Origin of the sequence: Bacillus sp. FJAT-49711, assembly GCF_018343715.1 — a bacterium.
GTDB lineage: Bacteria > Bacillota > Bacilli > Bacillales > Bacillaceae_C > Lederbergia.
Window position 1 is genome coordinate 140,045 of the sequence record NZ_JAGYPL010000005.1, and the last position, 21,598, is coordinate 161,642.

A 21,598-nucleotide genomic window follows, 5' to 3' on the forward strand; every position below is an offset into this window, starting at 1 on the left:
TCTTTCATGTTAAATCACTTCATACTATTGTATAATTAAAAACATTGATGAAATAAGGAACTGTCAGATGTTTTTATAGACAAACACTCATGTTAAGGTACGGTGTATATATTTGAATATAAAAAAGAATAAACGATTTGGCTTAGTTGTGCTGCTCGGCACATTGGCAGCCATGGGCCCACTTACAATCGATATGTATTTACCTTCATTTCCAACAATCGCAGCTTTTTATGAAACAAATGCCTCACTTGTTCAGTTTAGTTTAACAGCTTGCTTACTTGGGCTAGGAACCGGGCAAATCATTATTGGACCGATGAGCGATATTCGAGGTAGACGAAAACCATTGATCACTTTTCTATCATTATATTTTATCGCTTCCGTCGCCTGTGCCTTCGCTCCCAATATTTATGTATTTTTAGCAGCACGGTTTACACAAGGATTTGCTGCTGCATCAGGAATCGTAATTTCACGGGCAATTGTCCGCGATCTTTATAGTGGAAGAGAGCTTACGAAATTCTTTTCATTGCTGATGCTGATAAATAATCTGGCTCCCATATTAGCTCCTATTGCCGGCGGACTCATTCTTAAATTCACAGAGTGGAAAGGTGTTTTCATTGTTTTAGGTGTAATTGGTGTTCTCCTAGTAAGTTTAGTGTCTATGAAACTAGAAGAAACATTGCCAGCAAAAAACCGGGTGCCCAGCAATATTGGACAAACGTTTAAAAATTTCCGATCCCTTATTTTAGATCGACAATTCGCAGGCTATGCTTTGGCTCAAGGATTTACTGTTGCAGGAATCTTTGCCTACGTATCAGGCACACCATTTGTTTATCAAAATATTTATGGAGTTTCTCCACAATTATTTAGTATTTTGTTTGGTATGAACGGTTTAGGAATTATGATAGGAACGCAGGTAGTTGGTAGATTATCAGATTACATTTCAGAAAAGAAATTTTTAAAAGCAGGCTTATTTATGTCAAGTGCTGCCAGCATCTCTTTATTAATCGTTTTATTACTAAAAGGTCCGCTAGTTGCTGTAGTGATATCGCTTTTCTTCTTTGTTTCATCCATTGGCATTATTTCTACTTCATCTTTTTCACTTGCAATGGATTCTCAAGGCCATGTAGCTGGCAGCGCAGCAGCATTATTAGGTTTACTACCTTATATTTTGGGCTCCATATCCGCGCCTCTTGTTGGAATTGCAGGCGAAAATACGGCATTGCCAATGGGAATCATTATTTTTATCGCTAGTTCACTGGCTCTTCTTTCTTATTTTGGATTAGCTAGAAGAAAATCAAAAGTTCATAAAAATGTTGGCCAAGTAAACCCGCTCTAGATGAGCGGGTTTTTTATATTTGGATAACGGTTCAGGGACAATCACCTAAATGATGGAATGGAGTATATTAACTTAAAAAACTTTATTTAGATTCAAGGAGAGAAGATAAAATGTTCTATTTTCGAAATATGTTGCCTACGTATACTCAGCCCATTTATTGGGGTCCAATTTCACAATATACAGCACCCGTAAGATACGTGTTATCAAAATCAGCCACAGAACCGAGCAAACAATTAATAAGAAAAAATGAAGTTGATTTTCTTAGTATGAACCGCCTACTCTGGGAAGAACATGTTAATTGGACGAGAATGACGATCATTTCTATTGTGTTTAATCTACCTGATTTACAATTTGTACAAGAGCGCCTTTTACGAAATGCAACTGATTTAGGAAATTGTATAAGACCTTTCTATGGTAATCACATTGCAGATCAATACGCCATGCTCATAAAGGAACACTTAGTACTAGCAGCAGAATTAGTAACAGCATCTGTTAGAGGAGATACTAAAACAGCTGCTGAAAAAAATAAACAATGGTACCGGAATGCAGATGATATAGCTGCTTTTTTAAGTAATATTAATCCGTATTTGGGAGAAGAAGATGTAAGAAACATGTTCTATATGCATTTAAATTTAACGAAAGATGAAGCTGTAAAAATGATTCAAAGGGATTATAGAGCTGATGTAGCAGTATTTGATGAAATTGAAGCGCAAGCACTCGGAATGTCTGATATGATAGCGGAAGCAATTGTAAAGCAGTTTCCTGGTCGATTCTAGAAGTTTATGGAACAATGGGATGGTAACGAATTCCATTGTTTTTTGTGAGAAGGGCAGCCGTACTATACTGCCTTCCTTTTGCTTAGTTTTTTGATTTATGACACTAATGCAAGCAAATACTACAAGACACCCCTTTGGACACCATATCCCTTATTGGCTATAATCAAATTGAAAAGAATGAAAAAGGGGAGTTGTTCACAGTGTACAGAAAAGTCGAGGATTTTGTAAACGATTGGAATGTTGCTTCTGCTGGAACATTAAATGTATTTAAAGCGATGACGAATGATAAGATGGATCAAGCCATCGTACCTGGTCATAGTAGCCTTGGGTGGTTAGCTTGGCACTTAGTTGGCGCCGCTGGTGCATTCGGCCATTTTGCCGGCCTTAACATTCCTGGTCCTACCCGAGATCAACCAATCCCTACAAATGCATCAGAAATAGTGGATGCTTATGAAAAGGTCATCGACGCGTTTAAGAAAGAAATATCTAAGCTATCTGATGAATCTTTACTTGAAGAGGTTACAGGATTCGGTAGTCCTACACTTCGTGGAGCACTTTTACGTGCATTAATTGATCACCAAACCCACCACCGCGGACAAATGACCGTTTTGCTTCGCCAAGCAGGATTAACTGTACCGCCTGTAATGGGACCAACAAAGGAAATGCAATAATTTCTTTCCACCTTTCATAGGTGGTTTCTGCCTGTATCATTATTTTAATTTTAAAAATTTCTATGAAAGACTTTTATTATACTAAAAGAAGGGAAGCGATTTCATGCAATACATAACATTAAACAATGAGGTTCGTGTTCCGCAATTAGGCTACGGGGTATGGAAGGTGCCTAATGAAGAAGCCGCAAATGCAGTGGAACAAGCAATCTATGCTGGCTATCGTTTAATTGATACAGCGATGATTTATCGAAATGAAGTTGGGGTTGGAGAGACACTTGCCAAAAATATCTTGCCGCGTGAGGATTTATTCATAACAACAAAAGTTTGGAATGCGGACCAAGGTTATGAAAATACATTAAAGGCTTTTGATGAAAGTCTTGAAAAACTTGGACTTGATTATGTGGACCTCTATTTAATCCACTGGCCAACGCCTAAATTTGATCAATATGTGGACACATACAAAGCGCTGGAAAAAATCTATAAAGATGGACGTGCAAAAGCTATTGGTGTTTGCAACTTTGAGATAGAACATCTCGAGAGAATCATGAATGAATGTGAAGTTGTACCGGCAGTGAACCAAGTAGAGTGTCACCCATATTTACAACAAAAAGAATTAAAGGAATTTTGTAAAAAACACGGCATTTATTTGGAGGCATATAGTCCGTTAATGAACGGAACAAAGGTATTAGAAGATCCGGTCATTAAAGAATTAGCTGAGCAATACGGAAAAACACCGGCCCAAGTCATTCTACGCTGGCAGCTACAGACGGATGTCATCGTGATTCCAAAAACAGTAACACCTTCACGCATGGAAGAAAATATTGATATTTTTGATTTTGAATTAAGTGATGCGGATATGGACAAGATTGCAGCTATAGACCGCGGCGAGCGTCATAATGCAGATCCTAATGAAATGCATATGCGTTAATTATGTTATTGTAAAAAAGGCTGTTCACTGACAGCCTTTCAGATTGACGACAAAGGGCATCGAGCGTAGCTCTCTCGATGTCTTTTTTGATTTTTGGAAGGTAATAGTAGTTAAGTGACGAATCTTATAATCGCAAGAATCATTATAGAACACGAAATTGGATAATCATTTTAGCCGAGACAATCTGGTGCCCTGATTAACCCCTTCCATTCTAGCTATCCATTCATTCCCTCCCTTTCAATGGTTCATATTAAGAGATCTCCTACTATTTAATAGCACATTTTCTCTCATATCCAATCAATCTTTTAATTTTAATCATATGATTTACTAGTTCAATAAGAAAGGGGGAGATATTCTATGGGTTTAAGACCAATGTGCTGCGGAATTTCGCTAGGCAATAATAGTAGTCCCTTACCCACTTTGCCATCGGATGGGACAGGTATGCTTATTTCAACAGTAACCGTAACGGTGAATGAGCCTTCGGATGCAGTTGGATTGATCGTCTCAATATGGTCGGATACTTCTTCATCAACGGTAGTAGGTACTCCACTTCAAGCTAATGTTATAAGATTTAACATTACCCGAACTTCTGATAATTTCATGGTCAGAGATGTACAAAATACTGATTTTGATGAGATGACTACCACTTTTACAGCCATCGATATGCCTGGTACAGGGACATTTACCTATACTTTATTTGGAAATATCGTACGTTCAACCTCACCTGGACAAAATGAGAATATCCTTGATGTTACTTTAACAGCTGAGACACTTAATATTGTTTCTTAAAATGTACTTAACAGGCTTATATGAATTCTTTTTGTAATAACAAAAAAGGTATAACTACCTCAATTTATATGAGGTGGTTATACCTTTTTACATTTACGAACGTCTCGAATAGAAAATCTTGTTTTTCTTGACTTCCTACTTTTTTTTAAAAAAATAGCTTATATGTCCTAATACTAATAACCGTCTGTCTCATGTCCCATCTTTTCAGCGTCCTCCATGGCCTTATCTGCCGAAGAAGAGCTTGTATGCCCATCGCTATTTTGTTTTGCATTTGCAATTCCATCTGCAACTCGTTTTCCATAATCCGGGTCAGCATTAGTAAAGTATTCAATCATTTTTTCTTGAATAATTGGATTACAAATTTTTAAAGCATCTACCAAATTCGCAATTAATTCATCTCTTTCTACATCGTCAAAAGCACGATAGGTTTCACCAGCTTGTTTGAAGTCATTAGTACGGTCAATTTTTTGTCGTACTAGTCTTGCATCGTAATGTGGTTGATGCTCCTTACTATTATTGGTTGCTTCTTCCAACCCGCCTAGTACTGAAGGCTCGTAATTAACGTGAGGATTTTGATCAGGAGCCCGATCAACTTTATATTGCATTTGCCCCCCGCCTTGATTCGTCGCTACTCGTTTTTTCGGAGCGTTAGTAGGAAGTTGCAAATAATTTGTTCCGACTCGGTAACGCTGTGTATCTGAATAAGAAAACGTCCGGCCTTGAAGCATTTTGTCATCTGAAAAGTCAAGTCCATCAACAAGAACACCTGTGCCAAATGCTGCTTGCTCTATTTCTGTAAAATAATCTTCCGGATTCTTATTTAAGACCATTTTACCGATAGGATGCCATGGAAATTGATCATTCGGCCATAGCTTCGTATCATCTAGTGGGTCAAAATCTAGTTCGGGATGCTCATCATCGCTCATTATTTGAACAAATAACTCCCATTCTGGATAATCACCACGTTCAATGGCTTCATATAAATCTTGCGTTGCATGATTAAAGTTTTTCCCTTGGATTTCATCTGCTTCCTTTTGAGTCAAGTTTTTTATCCCTTGTTTTGGCTCCCAATGATATTTAACAAGTACTGCTTCCCCCTCACTATTTACCCATTTATACGTATTTACACCTGATCCCTGCATTTGACGATAATTAGCCGGTATTCCCCATGGAGAAAATAAAAAGGTAATCATATGAGTAGCTTCTGGTGTTTGTGAAACAAAATCAAACATTCTTTCAGGATTAGGTAGATTGTTGACAGGTGAATGTTTAAAAGCGTGGATCATATCAGGGAATTTCATAGCATCACGAATAAAGAATATTTTTAAATTATTCCCTACTAAATCCCAATTGCCTTCATCTGTGTAAAATTTCACAGCAAACCCACGGGGATCACGCAATGTTTCGGGAGAATGAGCACTCCCTGCCACAGTAGAAAAGCGAACTAAGACAGGTGTTTGTTTTCCTGTTTCTTGCAATACCTTTGCCCTTGTATATTTGGAAATTGACTCATCTCCGATCTTACCATAAGCTTCAAAATATCCATGTGCACCCGCCCCACGTGCGTGAACAATACGTTCAGGAATTTTCTCACGATCAAAATGTGACATTTTTTCAATGAAATGATAATTTTCTAATGTAGAGGGGCCTCTATTTCCAACTGTTCTAATATTTTGGTTATCTGAAATAGGATGACCTTGGCGATTCGTCAGCGTCATATCGTTTTCAATTTCTTTACCATTGTTGTTCATATCTTTTCCTCCATGTGAATTGATATAAAGATATTAATACCCATAAACAATGCAAATATGCAGATTTTATACGACTTTGCCTGCCAAATAGTATAGTCATTTCTATTTACGATAACACCACAATGGACGTGGCTACACCTTTTATGTGGCCACGTCCATTGTGATCAGATCCATTCTATTCCAGAATACTTTTGAAAAGCTTTCATGCTCGTGTTGATTGAATCTATCTCATCAAGATTCGTATGATCTTGTTCCAAAATGATATAGTCTAAATTAGGTGCTTTTAAGGCAGTATTGATGATTTCTTGTATTGGCAACACACCTGTACCAATTTCGGTGAAACATCTTGGGTCTTTCGTATCTTCAAACATCGGATACGTGATTTCTAGATTTCGTTCTATGACCCCGTCATACATCACAATAGGCTGTGGAGCTTCTTTTGGAAAGTCTTTCTGATGAAGAAGAACAAGTCTGTCTTTGTACTTTTCTATTAATCTTAAAGGATCTTGACCAGCACGCGTGATCCAATATGTATCCATTTCGATGAAAACTAAATTTGGATCAGTATTTTCCATAATAATCTCATACACTGTTTTATCGCCAAATTTTTGAAACTCTTGAAAATGGTTATGATAATAATAGCGCATGCCTCGTAATTTACACATTTCTCCCACTTTATTAAATAGTTCACAGCGACGCAGCAAGTAATCCATATCTTCATACGGATAAAATTCTATGTCACAACCGATTTGTTTGTTTCCTAACTCTTGGTGATAATCCAAAACAGCTGGAAGCCGTTCCAATTTCAATGGGTTGACGTGGCAGCCAACTATTGATAAGCCTAAGTTATCAAGTGCTTCTTTCATTTTTTTCGCAGATAATCCAAAGCCTACACCATCGTCTGTCATTGCATCATGGTTTGCAGCTTCTACATATTTATAACCTGCCTGGGCTACTTTTTCTAATGTGCTAAATGGTTCAGCTTTTAGAGCTTGTCGTACTGAATAAAGTTGAATACCTACTTTTAAAGTCATATAATTGCATCCTCCCCTTCAATTTTTTGTTTATCACTTGAAATTATTGAATCATCAGAATACTCACACGGTATTTACACTTCAATTACAATTAATTCCTCTGCATATTCACCATAAGTTCCATGTGCCAGTAGTTCTCCATTAGGTCCGATTGCTATGGAACAACCAATACACTTCCAACCATCCCATTCTCCACCCTCAACCATTCCTACATTGCTTACACCTACCACCGTCATATGATAGGTTTTGGCAATTTTTGAGTACGGATCAATCCATTCTTGACCATACGGGTTCAAGTTATTATTATGATCAGGTTTCACTGCCCACGCACAAGGAGTTAATAGAAGGCGGGTTCCCATTAATCCTAATGTATTACCAATTGGATCCCCCTCGGGTCTAAGATCGGCACAAATGGCTAATCCTATCTTGCCAAATTCAGTTTCAGTTGTATTTAATTTGTCCCCCACTGTATAAAGATCAAGTGCAAAAGATAATTCATTAATTTTCCGATGAGTAATAAGAATTTCACCAACATTCGAAATTACAACTGCTGCGTTAAAAATTCGATCACCAGAACGTTCAGTTAAACCTGCAACCACATAAATATTAGATTCTTTTGCGGCTTGGCAAAGCTTTGCACTGCTATAGCCTGGGATGGGTTCAGCAAGGTTCTTCGCGCAGGGATGAGTCCACCCTAAATCCATACTTTCCGGCAGAACAATAATATCACACCCTTTGTCAGCTGCTGTATGTATCATTTTACATGCTCGTTTAAGATTAGCCTCCAACTGGCCAGCTTCAACAAGCATTTGCCCCATTGCAATTCTAACTTTTTTGTCCATACACAACACCTCACATTTACTAGGATTATAGCACTCCTCTTGGAATCGAAAAAGACAAAAGAAAGATTAATCATTAATTTCTACAAGTGTGACTTTCATCACAATATCTCGATCAGCTTTTCATTATGATAAGAATAGTAATATGAAAAAGGAGGAGCATGAACCATGACTCAGCTAACCATTGATACACATGTAGCCGATATCGTTACAGCACTACCGCAAAGTGCAGATCTATTTAGAAATTTACGAATTGACTTTTGCTGTGGGGGTAAGATTGCCCTTAAAGAAGCTGCAGAGGCAAGAGATCTTAATCCAATTGAGGTTTTAAACGAAATTAAAGCAATTGAAATAAATCAAGGAAATCAGAGTGCTGTCGATCCTGCTACATTTGGAAATAAAACCCTCGTAGCCTATATCCAAGAAAAATATCATGAATGTTTACGCGAGGAATTGCCAACTTTATCACAATATGTTTCAACGATTGTAAACGTACATGGAGATTGGCAGCCACATCTATATCGAATACAAGAAATTTTTGATGAATTAAGTAAAGAACTGCTCGAACATACAGAAGATGAAGACAAAAATGTATTCCCTCTTATCCTTGAATTCTTAGGAAATCCACAAGAAGAAATAAAGGAAACAGTTAGGCCACATGTATTTGAACTTGAGGAAGAGCATGAGAATGCTGGTAAATTACTATTCGAACTACGCGATATAACAAATAACTTTACTCTACCTGAGGGAGCATGCGCAACATACAGCTTAGTTTATGCTCGGCTAGAACAGCTTGAAAAGGATACGTTTAATCATGTTCACCTTGAAAATAATGTATTATTTGACCGTGTCCGAAATGCGATTTAATTTGGGAAAGAATAATAAAGATAGCAGGCTATTTATTTATTGGACGTGAAAAAAACAAATAGAGTATCCCCTCAGACTTTTTGTAGAATGAGGGGATTTTATGATGATTAGAATACATGATTACATCTCTTTAAATCGGATATGATTTCTTTCACGCTCATAAGAACCCTATCGACGGCCAACCTTAATAAAATTGCTTCAATGAAAATATTTAATTAAGACGGAAAATACAGTAAAACTGGAGTTGCGTAAATATTAGATCACTAAAATAGAAGCTTTGATGTATACAATCAGTAACAATCGAAATTGCCCCCACCATAGTTGGTGGGGGCAGTTACTTATTCATTTCTTTTAGAGTCATTATCGTATTCATGATTATGTCTATTTTTCACTATTTTACTGATGATTTCTTGAACATTCATTAAATCAATTAAAGAACGGCAGGGGATAGTATCATTTATGAAGTTCCATGATCTTTACTATTTATTTTCCCATCCAAAACATTTCTTAAATCATGCCCTGTAGGATTCTGGAACACCCTTAGTCCAAACTCAGGTGCTACAGCAAAGAGATGGTCAAAAATATCAGATTGTACAGATTCATAAACTGCCCACCTAACATCATTCGAAAAGGCATAAATTTCTAATGGCAAACCATGTTCAGTTGGTTCTAATTGTCTTACCATTTGTGTCATTTCTTGATTGATTCCAGGATGATTTTTTAAGTAATTAGCGATATAAGCCCTAAAGACACCGATATTCGTCATGGACCGTCCATTCACTTTATTCATTCCATCTACTTCATTATTAGAATTATACTCTTCAATTTCACTTTCCTTGTTAATGATATAATCTTTCAGATAGTGAATGCTTTTAAATTTTCCAATCATATCGTTGGTGCAAAAACTGATACTGCTCGTATCTATATAAATGGGGCGCTTTATCCGCCGTCCACCAGATGTTTGCATGCCTCTCCAGTTTTTAAAGGAATCAGATATAAGCGCATAGCTCGGCACTGTCGTTATCGTTTTATCCCAATTTTGAACTTTTACAGTGTTTAAAGAGATTTCAATTATGTCCCCATCTGCCCCATATTTAGGCATCTCAATCCAATCACCCACTCGAACCATATCATTCGAAGTCAGCTGGATGCCGGCTACAAGACCTAATAAAGAATCCTTAAAAATCAACATGATTACAGCTGATAATGCCCCAATACCACTTAAAAGAATAGTAGGACTCTTCCCAATTAAGTTGGCAATAATAATGATTCCTGCGATAATAGCAACAACAATTTTCACTACCTGAATATATCCTTTTATGGGTCTAACTTTCGATATTTCATATGTTCTATAAACATCATCAATTGCATTTAAAAAGCTATCCAGTATAAAAAGTCCTACAATAATGATATATATAATAGCTCCCTTTTCGATCCAGCCTTCATAACCTGGAAAGGTCTTTGAAAAGTTTAAAATAATGATGGCAGGAACGATATGGGATAGCTTACGAAATATTTTCCTTTCTAGAATGATACTGCCCCATTTGAAATTCGTTTTCGTAAAATAATGTGTAATGATCCTGATTACTACCTTTTTCGTAATAAAATTCGCCGCGATACAGAGAATCGCGATAATAAGAATTTGAATAAAAACAGAAAGATAGCTGGCTATTTCAGGATTCATTCCATATTCAATAAGAAGGTTGTAAATTGATTCCACGGTTTTCTCCTTTTATTTTTTCACTGACTTTATACTAAGCTTATCATAGGTGAGAACAAGAGTGCTAGGCATCGATTCGAGGATAATGATTCAATTTCTCGGCTGATATCCTTATAATTGGGTTAGAGGTGAGTACATGGCACGAGAACGAAAATTTTCAATGGATGACTTGTTCAGAGAAACGAAACATATACTTTTACAATATGGGTATGAAGGATTTACATTTGGAATCCTTGCATCAAAGCTAGGCATCTCGAGAGGGGCATTATACAAGTATTTTGACAATAAGGATGTATTGATCACTGACTACATGGTATACGAAACGGAACAATTCATCGAAAAGCTTAAAAAGATTAATACAATCGAGGATTTTGAAGGCCAATTTGATTTTGTCCTGCATACCATTTTAAAGGATACAGAAATTCATCAAATCAGAGAAATGGCCATAAAGATGCCTAAAATAGAGCATAAAAAAATCGGAGAGAATAAGAAAAGGATAGCAGCTTTACATCAAAACATGTACCAATCCATGCAAGATTTCATCAATAAAGGCAAAAACGAAGCTAAATTAAAACAGCAGCTGCCTGATGACTTGATTATAGGATTTCTTTTCAACACTATTGATTTACCTAATCACCGAAACATTCCCTATTCTGAATGGATTCAATATATTAAAGAAATCATTTGTCATGGAATCGTCATAGAAAAATAATTGACACATATGTTACTTTGGAAAATAATAATAAAGTAACATATGTGTCACTTTTGTTTTCACTTTATATGAAAGGATACATTATTATGCTGAACATAATCCATACCTTAACCGATTTTGTAAGCAGCAAAAAAGGCATGTGGATAACAGTTGGGGTTTGGCTTGCCTTCACTATTATTCTTGCAGCCTTGGCGCCAAGTGCAAGGGATTATGAGGTTTCCCGTCTAAAGTCTTTTCCCGACGACACTCAATCGGTAGTTGCCCAGCAAAAACTAGATCACTATTTCAAGAATAATGACGGGATTCCAGCTATTCTTGTCTTTCAAGCTAAAGAAGGGAAACTTCAAATCGAGGACTTTGCTCGTGCAGTCACTGAAATTACCGAAAAAAATATACAAGGACTGGAACAAGTCATCCCAATCGATAAGCTACCGCCACAGGCACTGCAATCATTTTTATCTAAAGATGGGACGACTGCACTGTTGCCAATGAATTTTGATGCCTCACTCGACACTGGAGATATACGGGACTCTATTGACCAAATGTATAAAGTAATTAAAGCCAATACAGATTTGGAAATGGAAGTCACGGGACCAGCGGGAATATCAGTTGATACTAAAAATCTATTTTCAAGGGCAGATATCGTTCTTATCCTTGCAACCGTTGGGATTATTTTGTTATTACTTGTAGTGATTTATCGTTCACCTGCACTTGCATTAATTCCGCTGCTCGCAGCAGGAATTGTCTATGAAGTTGTAAACCAAATTCTTGGTTTGATCGGCAAAGCAGGTATCCCTATGGGTTCACAATCTTTGTCGATTATGTCCATTTTGCTTTTTGCAGCACTTATTGATTATTCGCTTTTTGTTTTTTCTAGGTACCGTGAGGAACTAAAATCATATGAAAGCAAGTATGAAGCGATGCAGCACGCAATGCGCGGAGTCGGCCTCCCAGTCTTATTTTCAGGTGGAACAGTTCTTGCAGCCATGCTCGTATTGTTCTTTACTAACTACGGCGATTCCCATAATTTCGCTCCGTTATTTTCAACAACGATGGTTGTAGTCATGATAGCATCCGTGACACTTGTGCCTGCTTTATTTGCGATTTTTGGAAGAAAGGCATTTTGGCCACTCATTCCGAAGGTTGGCGACTCCCATGTGAAAGTCAATTCGATTTGGAGTAAAGTTGGTCATTTTATTGTAAGAAAACCAGTCATATCCGTAACTGTTATTGGTGTATTTCTTTTGTTAAGTGCTAGCAACATCATCAATACACATTATGAATTTGATACATTAAAATCATTTCCTAAGGATATGCCCTCACGTGTTGGATATGAAATTCTGGAAGAAAAGTTTGAACCAGGCGATCTTGCACCGACCACGGTTTTAGTTGAAGCAAAGAGTATCATTGGTGAGAACGAGCAAAAGCAGCTATCTAACCTTCTTGCAAATCAAAAGCATGTCGCAAATGTCCGGCTTCAAAATATTTCAGATGACGAAAAAGCTGTGTCCTACAGTTTGACATTTGATGCAAGCCCATATTCGGTTGAAGCAATGGATGCACTTGAAGTTATGATGAATCAATCTAGTACGATTTTGAGAGATGCAAATGTGGAAGGAAAACTATATTTCACAGGAGAAACAGCTACATCAGTAGACGACCGCTCTGTTAATAATCGCGACTTAAAAGTGGTGATTACACTTGAAACACTATTAATTTTTTCCCTGCTTATTTTCTTAACTAAATCAATCAAAATGCCTATTTACATGATGGGGACAATATTGATTTCTTATGTAGCGGCGCTTGGTCTTGGTATGTTCCTAACCAAATTATTGTTTGGAATTGATACCATCAATAACAGAGTTCCGATGTATGCCTTTGTATTCTTGGTTGCACTAGGTGTTGATTATAATATCATGCTTGTATCACGGTTTATGGAGGAAAGAAAGCATCGTCCCATTCGTAAAGCTGTCGAAATCGCAGTTTCCCATACGGGCGGTGTAATTTCTTCAGCAGGCCTTATCCTTGCCGCAACATTTGCCGTCTTAACAACACAGCCCATAGAACTGCTATTTGTTTTCGGTTTTATCGTAGCCGTGGGAATATTGATGGATACCTTCCTTATACGAGGAATCCTATTGCCGGGATTAATTGTATTATTGGAAAAAGACAAGAAAACAGTCATTGAAAAACAATAACATGAATTGACCTTCCACTCATGGTGGAGGGTTTTTTATTTGATAATAGAATTGAATTGAAACAACGTTTTATCGGAGCTATCCTTTTCGTTTTTAACGATTTTATTCGAAAGGTAAAAAAAAGGAAAAAACAAATAAACATGCAAGAAACATCGCGACTTGTATGCTTAGTGTGCTCTAGGTAGCGTTAATATATTCGGGGTCTCTCCCCCAGCACGATATAGCATTATAGTGCTAGAGGACAGAACTGAGGGGCTTTTCTCACAACTTGTATGTTCGAATGTTTTTGAACAATTAATTAGGATGAGTTAGCTGAATTGCCTGTTTAAAATGCTGATAGTAACCTTTTTCTTTTAGCTCCTTCACAGTGCTAAGCCCACTGCTTTCTAATACAATGACGAATGGTTTTTTATCGACGACAGGATAAGCCATTAGCGTAATATGGTGATCTATTTTCTCCATAAAAATAGGGATATCGTCCACCTTGTCAATTTCTACAATAGACATTCCACGAGAAGAATAATGATTAATCATTTTATCAACAAAATCCTGATAAGAATCACTTGCTTCATACTTTTCCATCAAAATGTTCCTTGCTACTTCATCGCCAGTTGTTATATAGTAAACACCTTCTGAAACTGTTAGATGTACACTTTGATCAGTTGGTCCCATATTAATTATACGGTTCGGGTCATCCCCTAGTTCAACTGTTTCCCATTTCTTAGGCATAACAGTAGTAAACGTTTCTAATGAATTTTGAATAGTTGTCATATCGTCAGGAATTGTATAATTATGCCCAGATCGAAATGAATTAGAGATAAAAGGAAAAATCGTTACAAATGCTAGTATTAAACAAGCGATACTTCCTAAAACATATTTAAAACTAGCCGAGGAAATAAACGATTTTGTTTTGTTTTTTTCTGGTAAGTTTTCTAGTGTAAAATGTATTCTTTGTTTTATTAACTCAGGAATTTCAATTGATTCCTTTTCAAATTGCTTTTTCAACTCATAATCCATTTTATGACTATTCATTTTCCCCACCCCTTTCATCCTTATTTAAATTCAGTAGTGATGAGAGTTTATGACGAGCACAACTCCATCTGGATTTGACTGTTCCTTCTTTTATCTTCAGTATTTGTGAAATTTCTTTAATTGAAAATTCTTCATAATAAAAAAGGATAAGGACGGAACTGTATTTATATTCAAGCTTTGATAAAGCTTCGTTAAGTTCGAAAAGTTCTTCTGTATTTCTCCTGCCATTTCCAAAATCCTCCACTGATTCTAACAAAATTACTTTTTTTCGTTTTCTTAATATGTCATTACATTCGTTGATAAGTATTTTAGTAAGCCATGTTTTAAAATATTTTGGTTGTTTTAAATTAGAAATAGAATGATAACATTTTAGTATTGTCTCCTGTATAGCATCTGCACAATCTATATCATCTTTTAAGATGCCTTTTGAAACACGATACAAAGTGAGTTGGCATTCCTCAATCAAACGAGTAAATGCTTTTTTATCTCCTTTTTGCGCTAAAAGTACATCCGTCTCCAAATCGATCTCCCCCCTTTCACCATTAGACTTTAAAGTTTGAAAAAGGTTCCATATATTTTCATTTATATACCTAGTAAAGTCTTATTCTTGAACTTTATCGGTTCTTTTAATGTACCCTGCTCATAGAATAGCTTTTTTCACTTTGGACAGGTCGAATCCTGCTAGGTAAGAATATACATGTAAGTTAATAAGGGATACGCCTACATTTTGATTTCCTAATTAGTTGCTAAATAAATTTAAAAAGTGAGGAGCATCTATTGCAACCTCACTTTTTCATATCAATCTGCTCCTGCTCCACCGCCGGAGTCACCGCCGCCTGAACTTCCTCCTCCACCGCCACTATCAAAATAGGTGCCTCCATCTTTGCTCTGCTGCTTTTTTGTTTTATAAAATTCACGCGGCGGTTTGCTTAATTTCCATGTTTTCAATAAATAGTCCATCGGGCTGCCTTCGGAAAGAATAAAGGCGGAAAGCGGAGCAGCCTTCATAAATTCCTCAGATTCGTTTATTTCTATCGTGAATTTTTTAGCCCGTAAAATAAGAGCCCTTCCCATCAACCGATCAAGCTGTGTGCCGTCTTCAGTGGAAGATATGCCTTCTTGTTGCAGCTGTTTTCTAAATGTGCGGATATTCGCTCGGATATGAGCTGCCTCATTTGAAAGAATATATTTCGGTATTGCCATAAAAAGCAACACCGCTGATACTATTAAAAGTATATAGGGCAGTAGCATAATAGATTCTATTAAAATTATTGCGGCGAACATAGAAACACCCAAAAGCCCAAGCGTTTGAGAACGCCCTTCTGCTGCCCATCCCTTTTTCAGCAAGTAGCCCGATATTATTAAATATAAAAATATACCAAAGCCCGGAGCTGAATCTACAAAGTACGAGAGAACAACCATTACCATAACGGTGATCATTAAAACTCTACCTAGGATACGTACAAATCTATCATAAAATAATCCTGAGTCTTTCATGTTCTGAATGAAGCAGTCAAACCAGCGCTTTTCCATTTGCATAAAGCGGAACCGCCGCAAATAGTGGCCATGCATTGATTTTCCGTCTTGTTTTTCTGCTTTTGTGGCTCCAAATATATTATTCATAGAAAAAATCCTGGTCCCGCCTCTAACTCTTCGCGTAAATAACCAGTCGAGGAACATATTCTCACATTCTGACAAATTGCTAATACCCGTCCGGTATGTAAAACTTAAGGTTTGGGACGGTGCTTCCTCGTCTCGTGCAAAACGTGTCAAGGTATTCGTATCGCTGATCGTGACAAGCCCTCTTTCAACTAGAGATAGAACACCGGCAAAAAATGCAAAATCATCCTTTTTCCCTGCACGGTCGATCGTATATAGAAAAAGCGGATCGTACGTATTCAAGTCAATATGATGATCATTTCTTCTCCAAATACGTTGTGGCAAAAACATTAGTCCAAATGCCGCCAAAGCAAAAATGATTGCGACTACATATAAAAACGATGCGAATCCTGATTGTGATTCCTTTTTTTCTGATTCAGCATGTAAGAGCTTATTCTCTTCTTCAAGCACCTTTTCAAGACTGACGGGAGCAGAGCTTTTGCTTTGGTCCTTCATAATTGAGGATGGAAACAACAGTCTTACTTCAGTTAATTCACCTTTATTAGAAACTGGTGTGTGAAATCTAACGACTTCTTCGTTTCTTTCCACAAGTTCACCGTCAGGCTCATGAATGAATCCATGATAATCTTCCAGTCGGACTAGTTCAGGAAAAACGAAATCGATCGTTACATTGTGCAAATCGGAATCATGGTTTTGACCTTTACTGAAAAATGGAACAGTCAAATCACTGTATGTATCATATGAACGTACTGCATTTTTTAATTCATATAAAAAGAAAACGGTTTTTGTTTCATCGCTCGCGGGAAGACTTGCAAAAAAGTCATTGCCTTTCTGCTCCAGTTCAAGTGGACGAAGCTCATTCATGTCAATGAATCCCGGGGTCCCTTCCTTATTTAACAGCTCATATGCCTCGAATTTTCCAATACCGTCATGGCCATCCAAATGTATAGATCTTCTCACCCTGCTGTATTCGCCATCAAATGTATAGGTAAAAACCTCATTGACTAGTAAATCCCCGTTCGATTGAATCCATCCCTTAATATGAACCTTATCGATAGAAAAGGAGCGGGCAGCAGCTGGTGATGCAGCCAATAAAGAAATAATGACTATAAAAATAGGAATCACATAAACTTTTTTCAAAACCGCTCCCTCCAATTTTTCTGCTTTTCACTCAAATTTGCGATTCTTTTTTCTCAAGCGCCTGTTCCCATCGTTCATTAATTACATCAACCAGTTCATCCATAGAGCAATTTAGATTTTTTACTGGGATGTTAACTTGTGTTTCTAATAAGCCTTTATTTATTCGTGTGAACACTTTTTTCATTCCGCTCATCCGGTTGATGATTAAATCACGGTCAATTGTAAAAATACCAAGGTATACTTGACCTGAAAAATTAATGAACTCAAATGCTTCAATCTCCGTCCATCTCACAAGTCCTGCTCCGATATAACTAGATTTGTCGATAATCCCATCATTAGAAATAATAATGGCCGGCTCTCGTTTAATAAGTACAATGATATAATATATAATACAAAGACCAAAAACGATTATTGTTAGAATACCAATAATCATCAGGCCAATCGAACTTTCAACTAGTCCACCTGCTAAAATAAAAATCCCTAAAATCACAAAAATTAGAGAGAAAATTGTTAGCATAACCATTCTTTTCATTTTTGACATTATTCTATAATCACCCATAAATATAAACCCCCTAAGCCTAAAATAGTACCCTATTTAGCTTAAAGGCTTTCAATCATAAAATAAATCCTCCGAATGACCTACGGAGGATAAAAGTAAATGACATAATACTCTATTGGAAACTATTTATTCTATTGGGTAATCTACGACCACTACATTCTCAATTACAGTGTCCAAAGATTTTACAAAATCTTGGTGAACAGGATGTGGGCCGTATAGATTAAGATATTCTTTATTTTCAAATGTCACACGCAAACCTAAGCTATAACCTTGTTTTCGTTCTTCCTCTTCCGTTACGTTAAATCCCGCGGAAAGTTCAACAATCCCAGGAATTTTCTCTTTAAAATTTTGCAGCTTATTTAATAGCTCCTGTTCTTTTTCCGGAGTAATATTATCATTAAATTTAAAAAACACCATATGTTCATACATACTTCTTCATCCTTTCTATCCGCTTCTACTATCTAGAGATTCGACAAAAACGTATTTTCTCCTTCTTGATAATACGGATACGACTTTTAAAAAGATCAGTACTTAGAAAACATCCAAGTCATCCTTTTTTGAGCTCATTCTTTTTTGCTTTATTTTCCTTGGAAGCAACATTATAATTTCTCAATCTTGTAGGCAGTTTTTTCTTTTTTAAGTATTTTTCATTAAGGATAATTATCGTCTTGTTTTCTGTAGTTTCGTATGGCCAGTATGTTAATTTGTATTTTTCAAATGCTAAGTGACCTACTATATAAATGGGCAAACACATGAACAGGAGAATGATGAATTGTAGGAGGAAATTAAATTCTATTCCAGCGATATAAATGTTCATGACCGTGTGTACTCCAAAAGAAACCATTAATATAATTAGCACATTACATATATGAAAAGGGAGCACACCACTTTTTTCTCGAAACATTTTCTCTAATTCATATTTAAATAAAAGCGAAATAAAGACTGATATCACTATGACAAATAGGGTCACAAAATATGTAAGAAAAATGTACATTTTTTTCGCCCCCTTTAATAAAAATGTTATGTCCATTCTAACATATGGATTTAAAGAAGAAGATAAGGGACCTTTTCTAAATATGTTTGGTGCTTTCTCATATAATTGATTGAAAATTTTTATTTCTTATATGTATAGTTAAGATAAAGAAACAGTAAAAAGGGAGCTGAATTCATGGTTAAAGTAAGAAATTGGGCGGGGAATTTTCAATATAGCACGACTAACTGGCATGAACCCAAATCTGTTGAAGAAGTTCAACAATTAGTCTCAAGATTAAGAAAGCTGCGTGTGATAGGTACGCGTCATTCATTTAATAGTATTGCAGATTCGAATGAGAATATAGTATCCTTGCAAAAAATTAATACAGCTCCATCCATTGATCCTGAAAAAGAAACCGTAACGGTACAGGCGGGAACTACGTATGGCAGTCTTTGCCATACACTTCAGCAACAAGGATATGCGTTACATAACCTTGCCTCCCTTCCGCATATTTCGGTTGCTGGAGCTTGTGCAACAGCAACACATGGATCAGGTAATAGAATTCAAAATTTAGCGGCAGCTGTACGTGCTTTAGAAGTTGTCATCGGCGATGGAAGCATTGTAACTTTTTCAAGAGAAAAATCGGAAGATGAATTACATGGCGCGGTTATTGGGCTAGGAGGAATCGGCGTCGTCACAAAACTAACACTAGATATCCTTCCTAGTTATCAAATACGGCAGGATGTTTATGAAAATCTTCCGTTAGCTCAGCTAGCTCACGATTTTGACGCCATTTTTTCCAGTGCTTATAGTGTGAGCTTGTTTACGGATTGGCAGGACGAAATATTTAATCAAGTATGGATAAAGAGCAAACTGAAGGTTGATCAAACTTTTTCATTAGGAAAGAACTTTTATGGAGCTGATGCAGCCAAAGAAAATCTCCATCCCTTAAAAGGAGTAGGAGCAGAGAATTGTACAGCCCAGCTAGGTGTGCCAGGAGATTGGCTTGATCGCTTGCCGCACTTCCGAATGGATTTTACCCCAAGTAAAGGTCAAGAGCTGCAAAGTGAATATATTTTGGCTCGCGAGCACGCTTATGACGCTCTTTGCGCCCTTAGTGAAATCCGTGACCAAATCGCACCTCATTTGTTTATATCAGAAGTGCGGACTATTGCACAAGACGAGCTTTGGATGAGTCCATCCTATAAACAGGATTCGGTAGCCATTCACTTTACATGGCAGGATAAATGGACGGAAGTTAAGCAATTGCTGCCACTCATCGAAGCTCAGCTTGAACCTTTTCAAGCAAAGCCGCATTGGGGAAAACTGTTTACTACCTCTCCTGCAAAAATACAATCACTATATGAAAAGATGCCTGCTTTTCAACAACTGCTTATGAAATATGATCCGAATGGTAAGTTTCGCAACGAGTTTTTGGATAAATATATATTTTGCACGTAAGATGGAAGTAAACTATATAAAAGGAATTGCTGAATAGTGTAAGTAGTTCAGATTTCGTGGAGAAACATTGTAAATAGAATACGAAATAGGATACCTTTTAGTATAGTAAATAACAGAGCTGTTTTTGTTTAAATATCAGCGTCGTATAAGAAAACAACAACAAAATAGCATATCAAATAGCACCTATGAATAACATCTTGACAATGGCTATTGTCATCGTATGAAAAAGGGTGCTATTTATGTTGTTAATTGATGTGTAATTCTCAGTCTGTTGCGAAAAAACTCAAGGATTTACGGCATTATGTGGTAATGTATGCTTGAGTATTATGGAAATTCAGTTCCCCACCTAACGAAGTAGGTTAGCGGAAAATTTTATTAGCAAAAAAGTATATAAAAGGAAGAATTTTAAAGGAGAGAAGAAAATGGATATGAAAAAAGTTAAAAGAGAATATAATACCCAAAGAACAGTAGGGGTATGGTTAGTTTTTATTGGCGTTATTATTATTCTTTCTGCTATTTTGGGTCGTGACTTGTTGATCCAGCCTTTTTTTATGGGATTCGGTTTTTTTATTGGATATTTGCTAATACTTGGATTGCCCTTTGTAAATAATAAACTAGCATATGGTAAGAATTCTAAGTTTCAAGATAGAATGGATAATATTTCTGTTGTGGTTACTATCATTCTATGCACACTTTGTGGATTGATTATTGGCTTTGATGATTTAAGATTACTATGGCTATGTATTTTTATCGTCATTGGTATACATTTCTTTGGGTTTTATTTTTCTCAAGGGAAACTAATGCCCTTGTTAGGCGTTTTAACAACACTAAACTCCCTAATAGGGATATTCTTATCAAGTGTTCCTTTTCTATTGTTTGCAATGATTGACAGTATCATAAAAATCATTATTGGATTTAGAATGCTATCTATGAAGCGACAGTTGGATAGTTCCGATTTGAGTAGCAAAGAATATAGGAACTTCAACTAGCTAGGTGCTTTAATTGTATAAGAAAAACAAATTAAATACAAAAATCTTGGGGATATTCCCAAGATTTTTTGTGTGTTAATTGTATTGTAAATTCGTTTGATATTTTTGCTACGAAAACGTATGTTATCTGGGCCGCGATTATAGGTTTTCTTCACGTTATCGGAACTACTTATGAATAGTGGCAATTCCTTTTATATTAATTT

The 21,598-nt window shown here is 36.5% G+C and carries 20 protein-coding genes; 10 read left to right on the plus strand and 10 right to left on the minus strand.

Going from position 1 to position 21,598, the window contains the following annotated elements:
• Nucleotides 1-112 precede the first annotated feature (112 nt).
• From KHA96_RS20700 to KHA96_RS20720, 5 genes are all read left to right on the plus strand, one after another.
• The gene (locus KHA96_RS20700) at nucleotides 113-1,336 is read left to right on the plus strand and encodes a Bcr/CflA family multidrug efflux MFS transporter (protein ID WP_213131247.1); all 1,224 of its coding nucleotides are present in this window, start codon (nucleotides 113-115) and stop codon (nucleotides 1,334-1,336) included.
• Between the two features lie 110 nt (nucleotides 1,337-1,446).
• On the plus strand, nucleotides 1,447-2,112 hold the full coding sequence (locus tag KHA96_RS20705) for a hypothetical protein (protein WP_249315822.1): 666 nt from the start codon (nucleotides 1,447-1,449) through the stop codon (nucleotides 2,110-2,112).
• Between the two features lie 200 nt (nucleotides 2,113-2,312).
• On the plus strand, nucleotides 2,313-2,783 hold the full coding sequence (locus tag KHA96_RS20710) for a DinB family protein (protein WP_213131248.1): 471 nt from the start codon (nucleotides 2,313-2,315) through the stop codon (nucleotides 2,781-2,783).
• Between the two features lie 103 nt (nucleotides 2,784-2,886).
• The gene (locus KHA96_RS20715; protein ID WP_213131249.1) at nucleotides 2,887-3,711 is read left to right on the plus strand and encodes an aldo/keto reductase; all 825 of its coding nucleotides are present in this window, start codon (nucleotides 2,887-2,889) and stop codon (nucleotides 3,709-3,711) included.
• Between the two features lie 357 nt (nucleotides 3,712-4,068).
• The gene (locus KHA96_RS20720; protein WP_213131250.1) at nucleotides 4,069-4,500 is read left to right on the plus strand and encodes a hypothetical protein; all 432 of its coding nucleotides are present in this window, start codon (nucleotides 4,069-4,071) and stop codon (nucleotides 4,498-4,500) included.
• 173 nt (nucleotides 4,501-4,673) lie between these two features.
• On the opposite strand, the gene KHA96_RS20725 is transcribed toward KHA96_RS20720, so the two are convergent.
• From KHA96_RS20725 to KHA96_RS20735, 3 genes are all read right to left on the minus strand, one after another.
• Nucleotides 4,674-6,251 carry a catalase gene (locus KHA96_RS20725; RefSeq protein ID WP_213131251.1) on the minus strand — a complete coding sequence of 526 codons (1,578 nt, stop codon included), beginning with the start codon at nucleotides 6,249-6,251 and terminating at the stop codon, nucleotides 4,674-4,676.
• A 164-nt stretch (nucleotides 6,252-6,415) separates the two neighbouring features.
• Nucleotides 6,416-7,285, minus strand: coding sequence for a sugar phosphate isomerase/epimerase family protein (locus KHA96_RS20730; RefSeq protein ID WP_213131252.1), 870 nt, complete (start codon nucleotides 7,283-7,285; stop codon nucleotides 6,416-6,418).
• Nucleotides 7,286-7,359: 74 nt separating this feature from the next.
• On the minus strand, nucleotides 7,360-8,127 hold the full coding sequence (locus KHA96_RS20735; RefSeq protein WP_213131253.1) for a carbon-nitrogen hydrolase family protein: 768 nt from the start codon (nucleotides 8,125-8,127) through the stop codon (nucleotides 7,360-7,362).
• A gap of 165 nt (nucleotides 8,128-8,292) precedes the next feature.
• Between KHA96_RS20735 and ric the strand changes: the two genes are divergently transcribed.
• The gene (gene ric / locus KHA96_RS20740) at nucleotides 8,293-8,991 is read left to right on the plus strand and encodes an iron-sulfur cluster repair di-iron protein (protein ID WP_213131254.1); all 699 of its coding nucleotides are present in this window, start codon (nucleotides 8,293-8,295) and stop codon (nucleotides 8,989-8,991) included.
• Nucleotides 8,992-9,448: 457 nt separating this feature from the next.
• Here ric and KHA96_RS20745 read toward each other — a convergent pair whose 3' ends face one another.
• Entirely contained in the window at nucleotides 9,449-10,711 is a 1,263-nt protein-coding gene (locus KHA96_RS20745) for a mechanosensitive ion channel family protein (protein ID WP_213131255.1), read from the minus strand.
• Nucleotides 10,712-10,847: 136 nt separating this feature from the next.
• Between KHA96_RS20745 and KHA96_RS20750 the strand changes: the two genes are divergently transcribed.
• A complete protein-coding gene (locus tag KHA96_RS20750; RefSeq protein ID WP_213131256.1) occupies nucleotides 10,848-11,423 on the plus strand; it encodes a TetR/AcrR family transcriptional regulator in 576 nt (191 codons plus the stop codon).
• An 86-nt stretch (nucleotides 11,424-11,509) separates the two neighbouring features.
• Nucleotides 11,510-13,621 carry an MMPL family transporter gene (locus KHA96_RS20755; RefSeq protein WP_213131257.1) on the plus strand — a complete coding sequence of 704 codons (2,112 nt, stop codon included), beginning with the start codon at nucleotides 11,510-11,512 and terminating at the stop codon, nucleotides 13,619-13,621.
• 294 nt (nucleotides 13,622-13,915) lie between these two features.
• On the opposite strand, the gene KHA96_RS20760 is transcribed toward KHA96_RS20755, so the two are convergent.
• The 6 genes from KHA96_RS20760 to KHA96_RS20785 form a co-directional block, all read right to left on the minus strand.
• The gene (locus tag KHA96_RS20760) at nucleotides 13,916-14,653 is read right to left on the minus strand and encodes a hypothetical protein (protein ID WP_213131258.1); all 738 of its coding nucleotides are present in this window, start codon (nucleotides 14,651-14,653) and stop codon (nucleotides 13,916-13,918) included.
• Nucleotides 14,646-15,173, minus strand: a complete 528-nt coding sequence (locus tag KHA96_RS20765) for a sigma-70 family RNA polymerase sigma factor (protein ID WP_213131259.1) — start codon at nucleotides 15,171-15,173, stop codon at nucleotides 14,646-14,648. The genes KHA96_RS20760 and KHA96_RS20765 overlap by 8 nt, the downstream gene beginning before the upstream one ends.
• 278 nt (nucleotides 15,174-15,451) lie before the next feature.
• Entirely contained in the window at nucleotides 15,452-17,413 is a 1,962-nt protein-coding gene (locus KHA96_RS20770; RefSeq protein ID WP_213131260.1) for a DUF2207 domain-containing protein, read from the minus strand.
• Between the two features lie 31 nt (nucleotides 17,414-17,444).
• Nucleotides 17,445-17,972 carry an STM3941 family protein gene (locus tag KHA96_RS20775; protein ID WP_213131261.1) on the minus strand — a complete coding sequence of 176 codons (528 nt, stop codon included), beginning with the start codon at nucleotides 17,970-17,972 and terminating at the stop codon, nucleotides 17,445-17,447.
• 126 nt (nucleotides 17,973-18,098) lie between these two features.
• Nucleotides 18,099-18,401, minus strand: a complete 303-nt coding sequence (locus tag KHA96_RS20780) for a Dabb family protein (protein ID WP_213131262.1) — start codon at nucleotides 18,399-18,401, stop codon at nucleotides 18,099-18,101.
• Between the two features lie 118 nt (nucleotides 18,402-18,519).
• The gene (locus KHA96_RS20785) at nucleotides 18,520-18,966 is read right to left on the minus strand and encodes a hypothetical protein (RefSeq protein ID WP_213131263.1); all 447 of its coding nucleotides are present in this window, start codon (nucleotides 18,964-18,966) and stop codon (nucleotides 18,520-18,522) included.
• 174 nt (nucleotides 18,967-19,140) lie between these two features.
• On the opposite strand from KHA96_RS20785, the gene KHA96_RS20790 reads away from it, so the two are divergent.
• Both KHA96_RS20790 and KHA96_RS20795 read left to right on the plus strand, forming a co-directional pair.
• Complete coding sequence (locus tag KHA96_RS20790) at nucleotides 19,141-20,406, plus strand: FAD-binding protein (RefSeq protein WP_213131264.1); 1,266 nt, start codon at nucleotides 19,141-19,143, stop codon at nucleotides 20,404-20,406.
• Between the two features lie 422 nt (nucleotides 20,407-20,828).
• Nucleotides 20,829-21,395 (plus strand): DUF6609 family protein, encoded by a 567-nt coding sequence (locus tag KHA96_RS20795; RefSeq protein WP_213131265.1) that lies wholly within the window; start codon nucleotides 20,829-20,831, stop codon nucleotides 21,393-21,395.
• The last annotated feature ends 203 nt before the right edge of the window (nucleotides 21,396-21,598 follow it).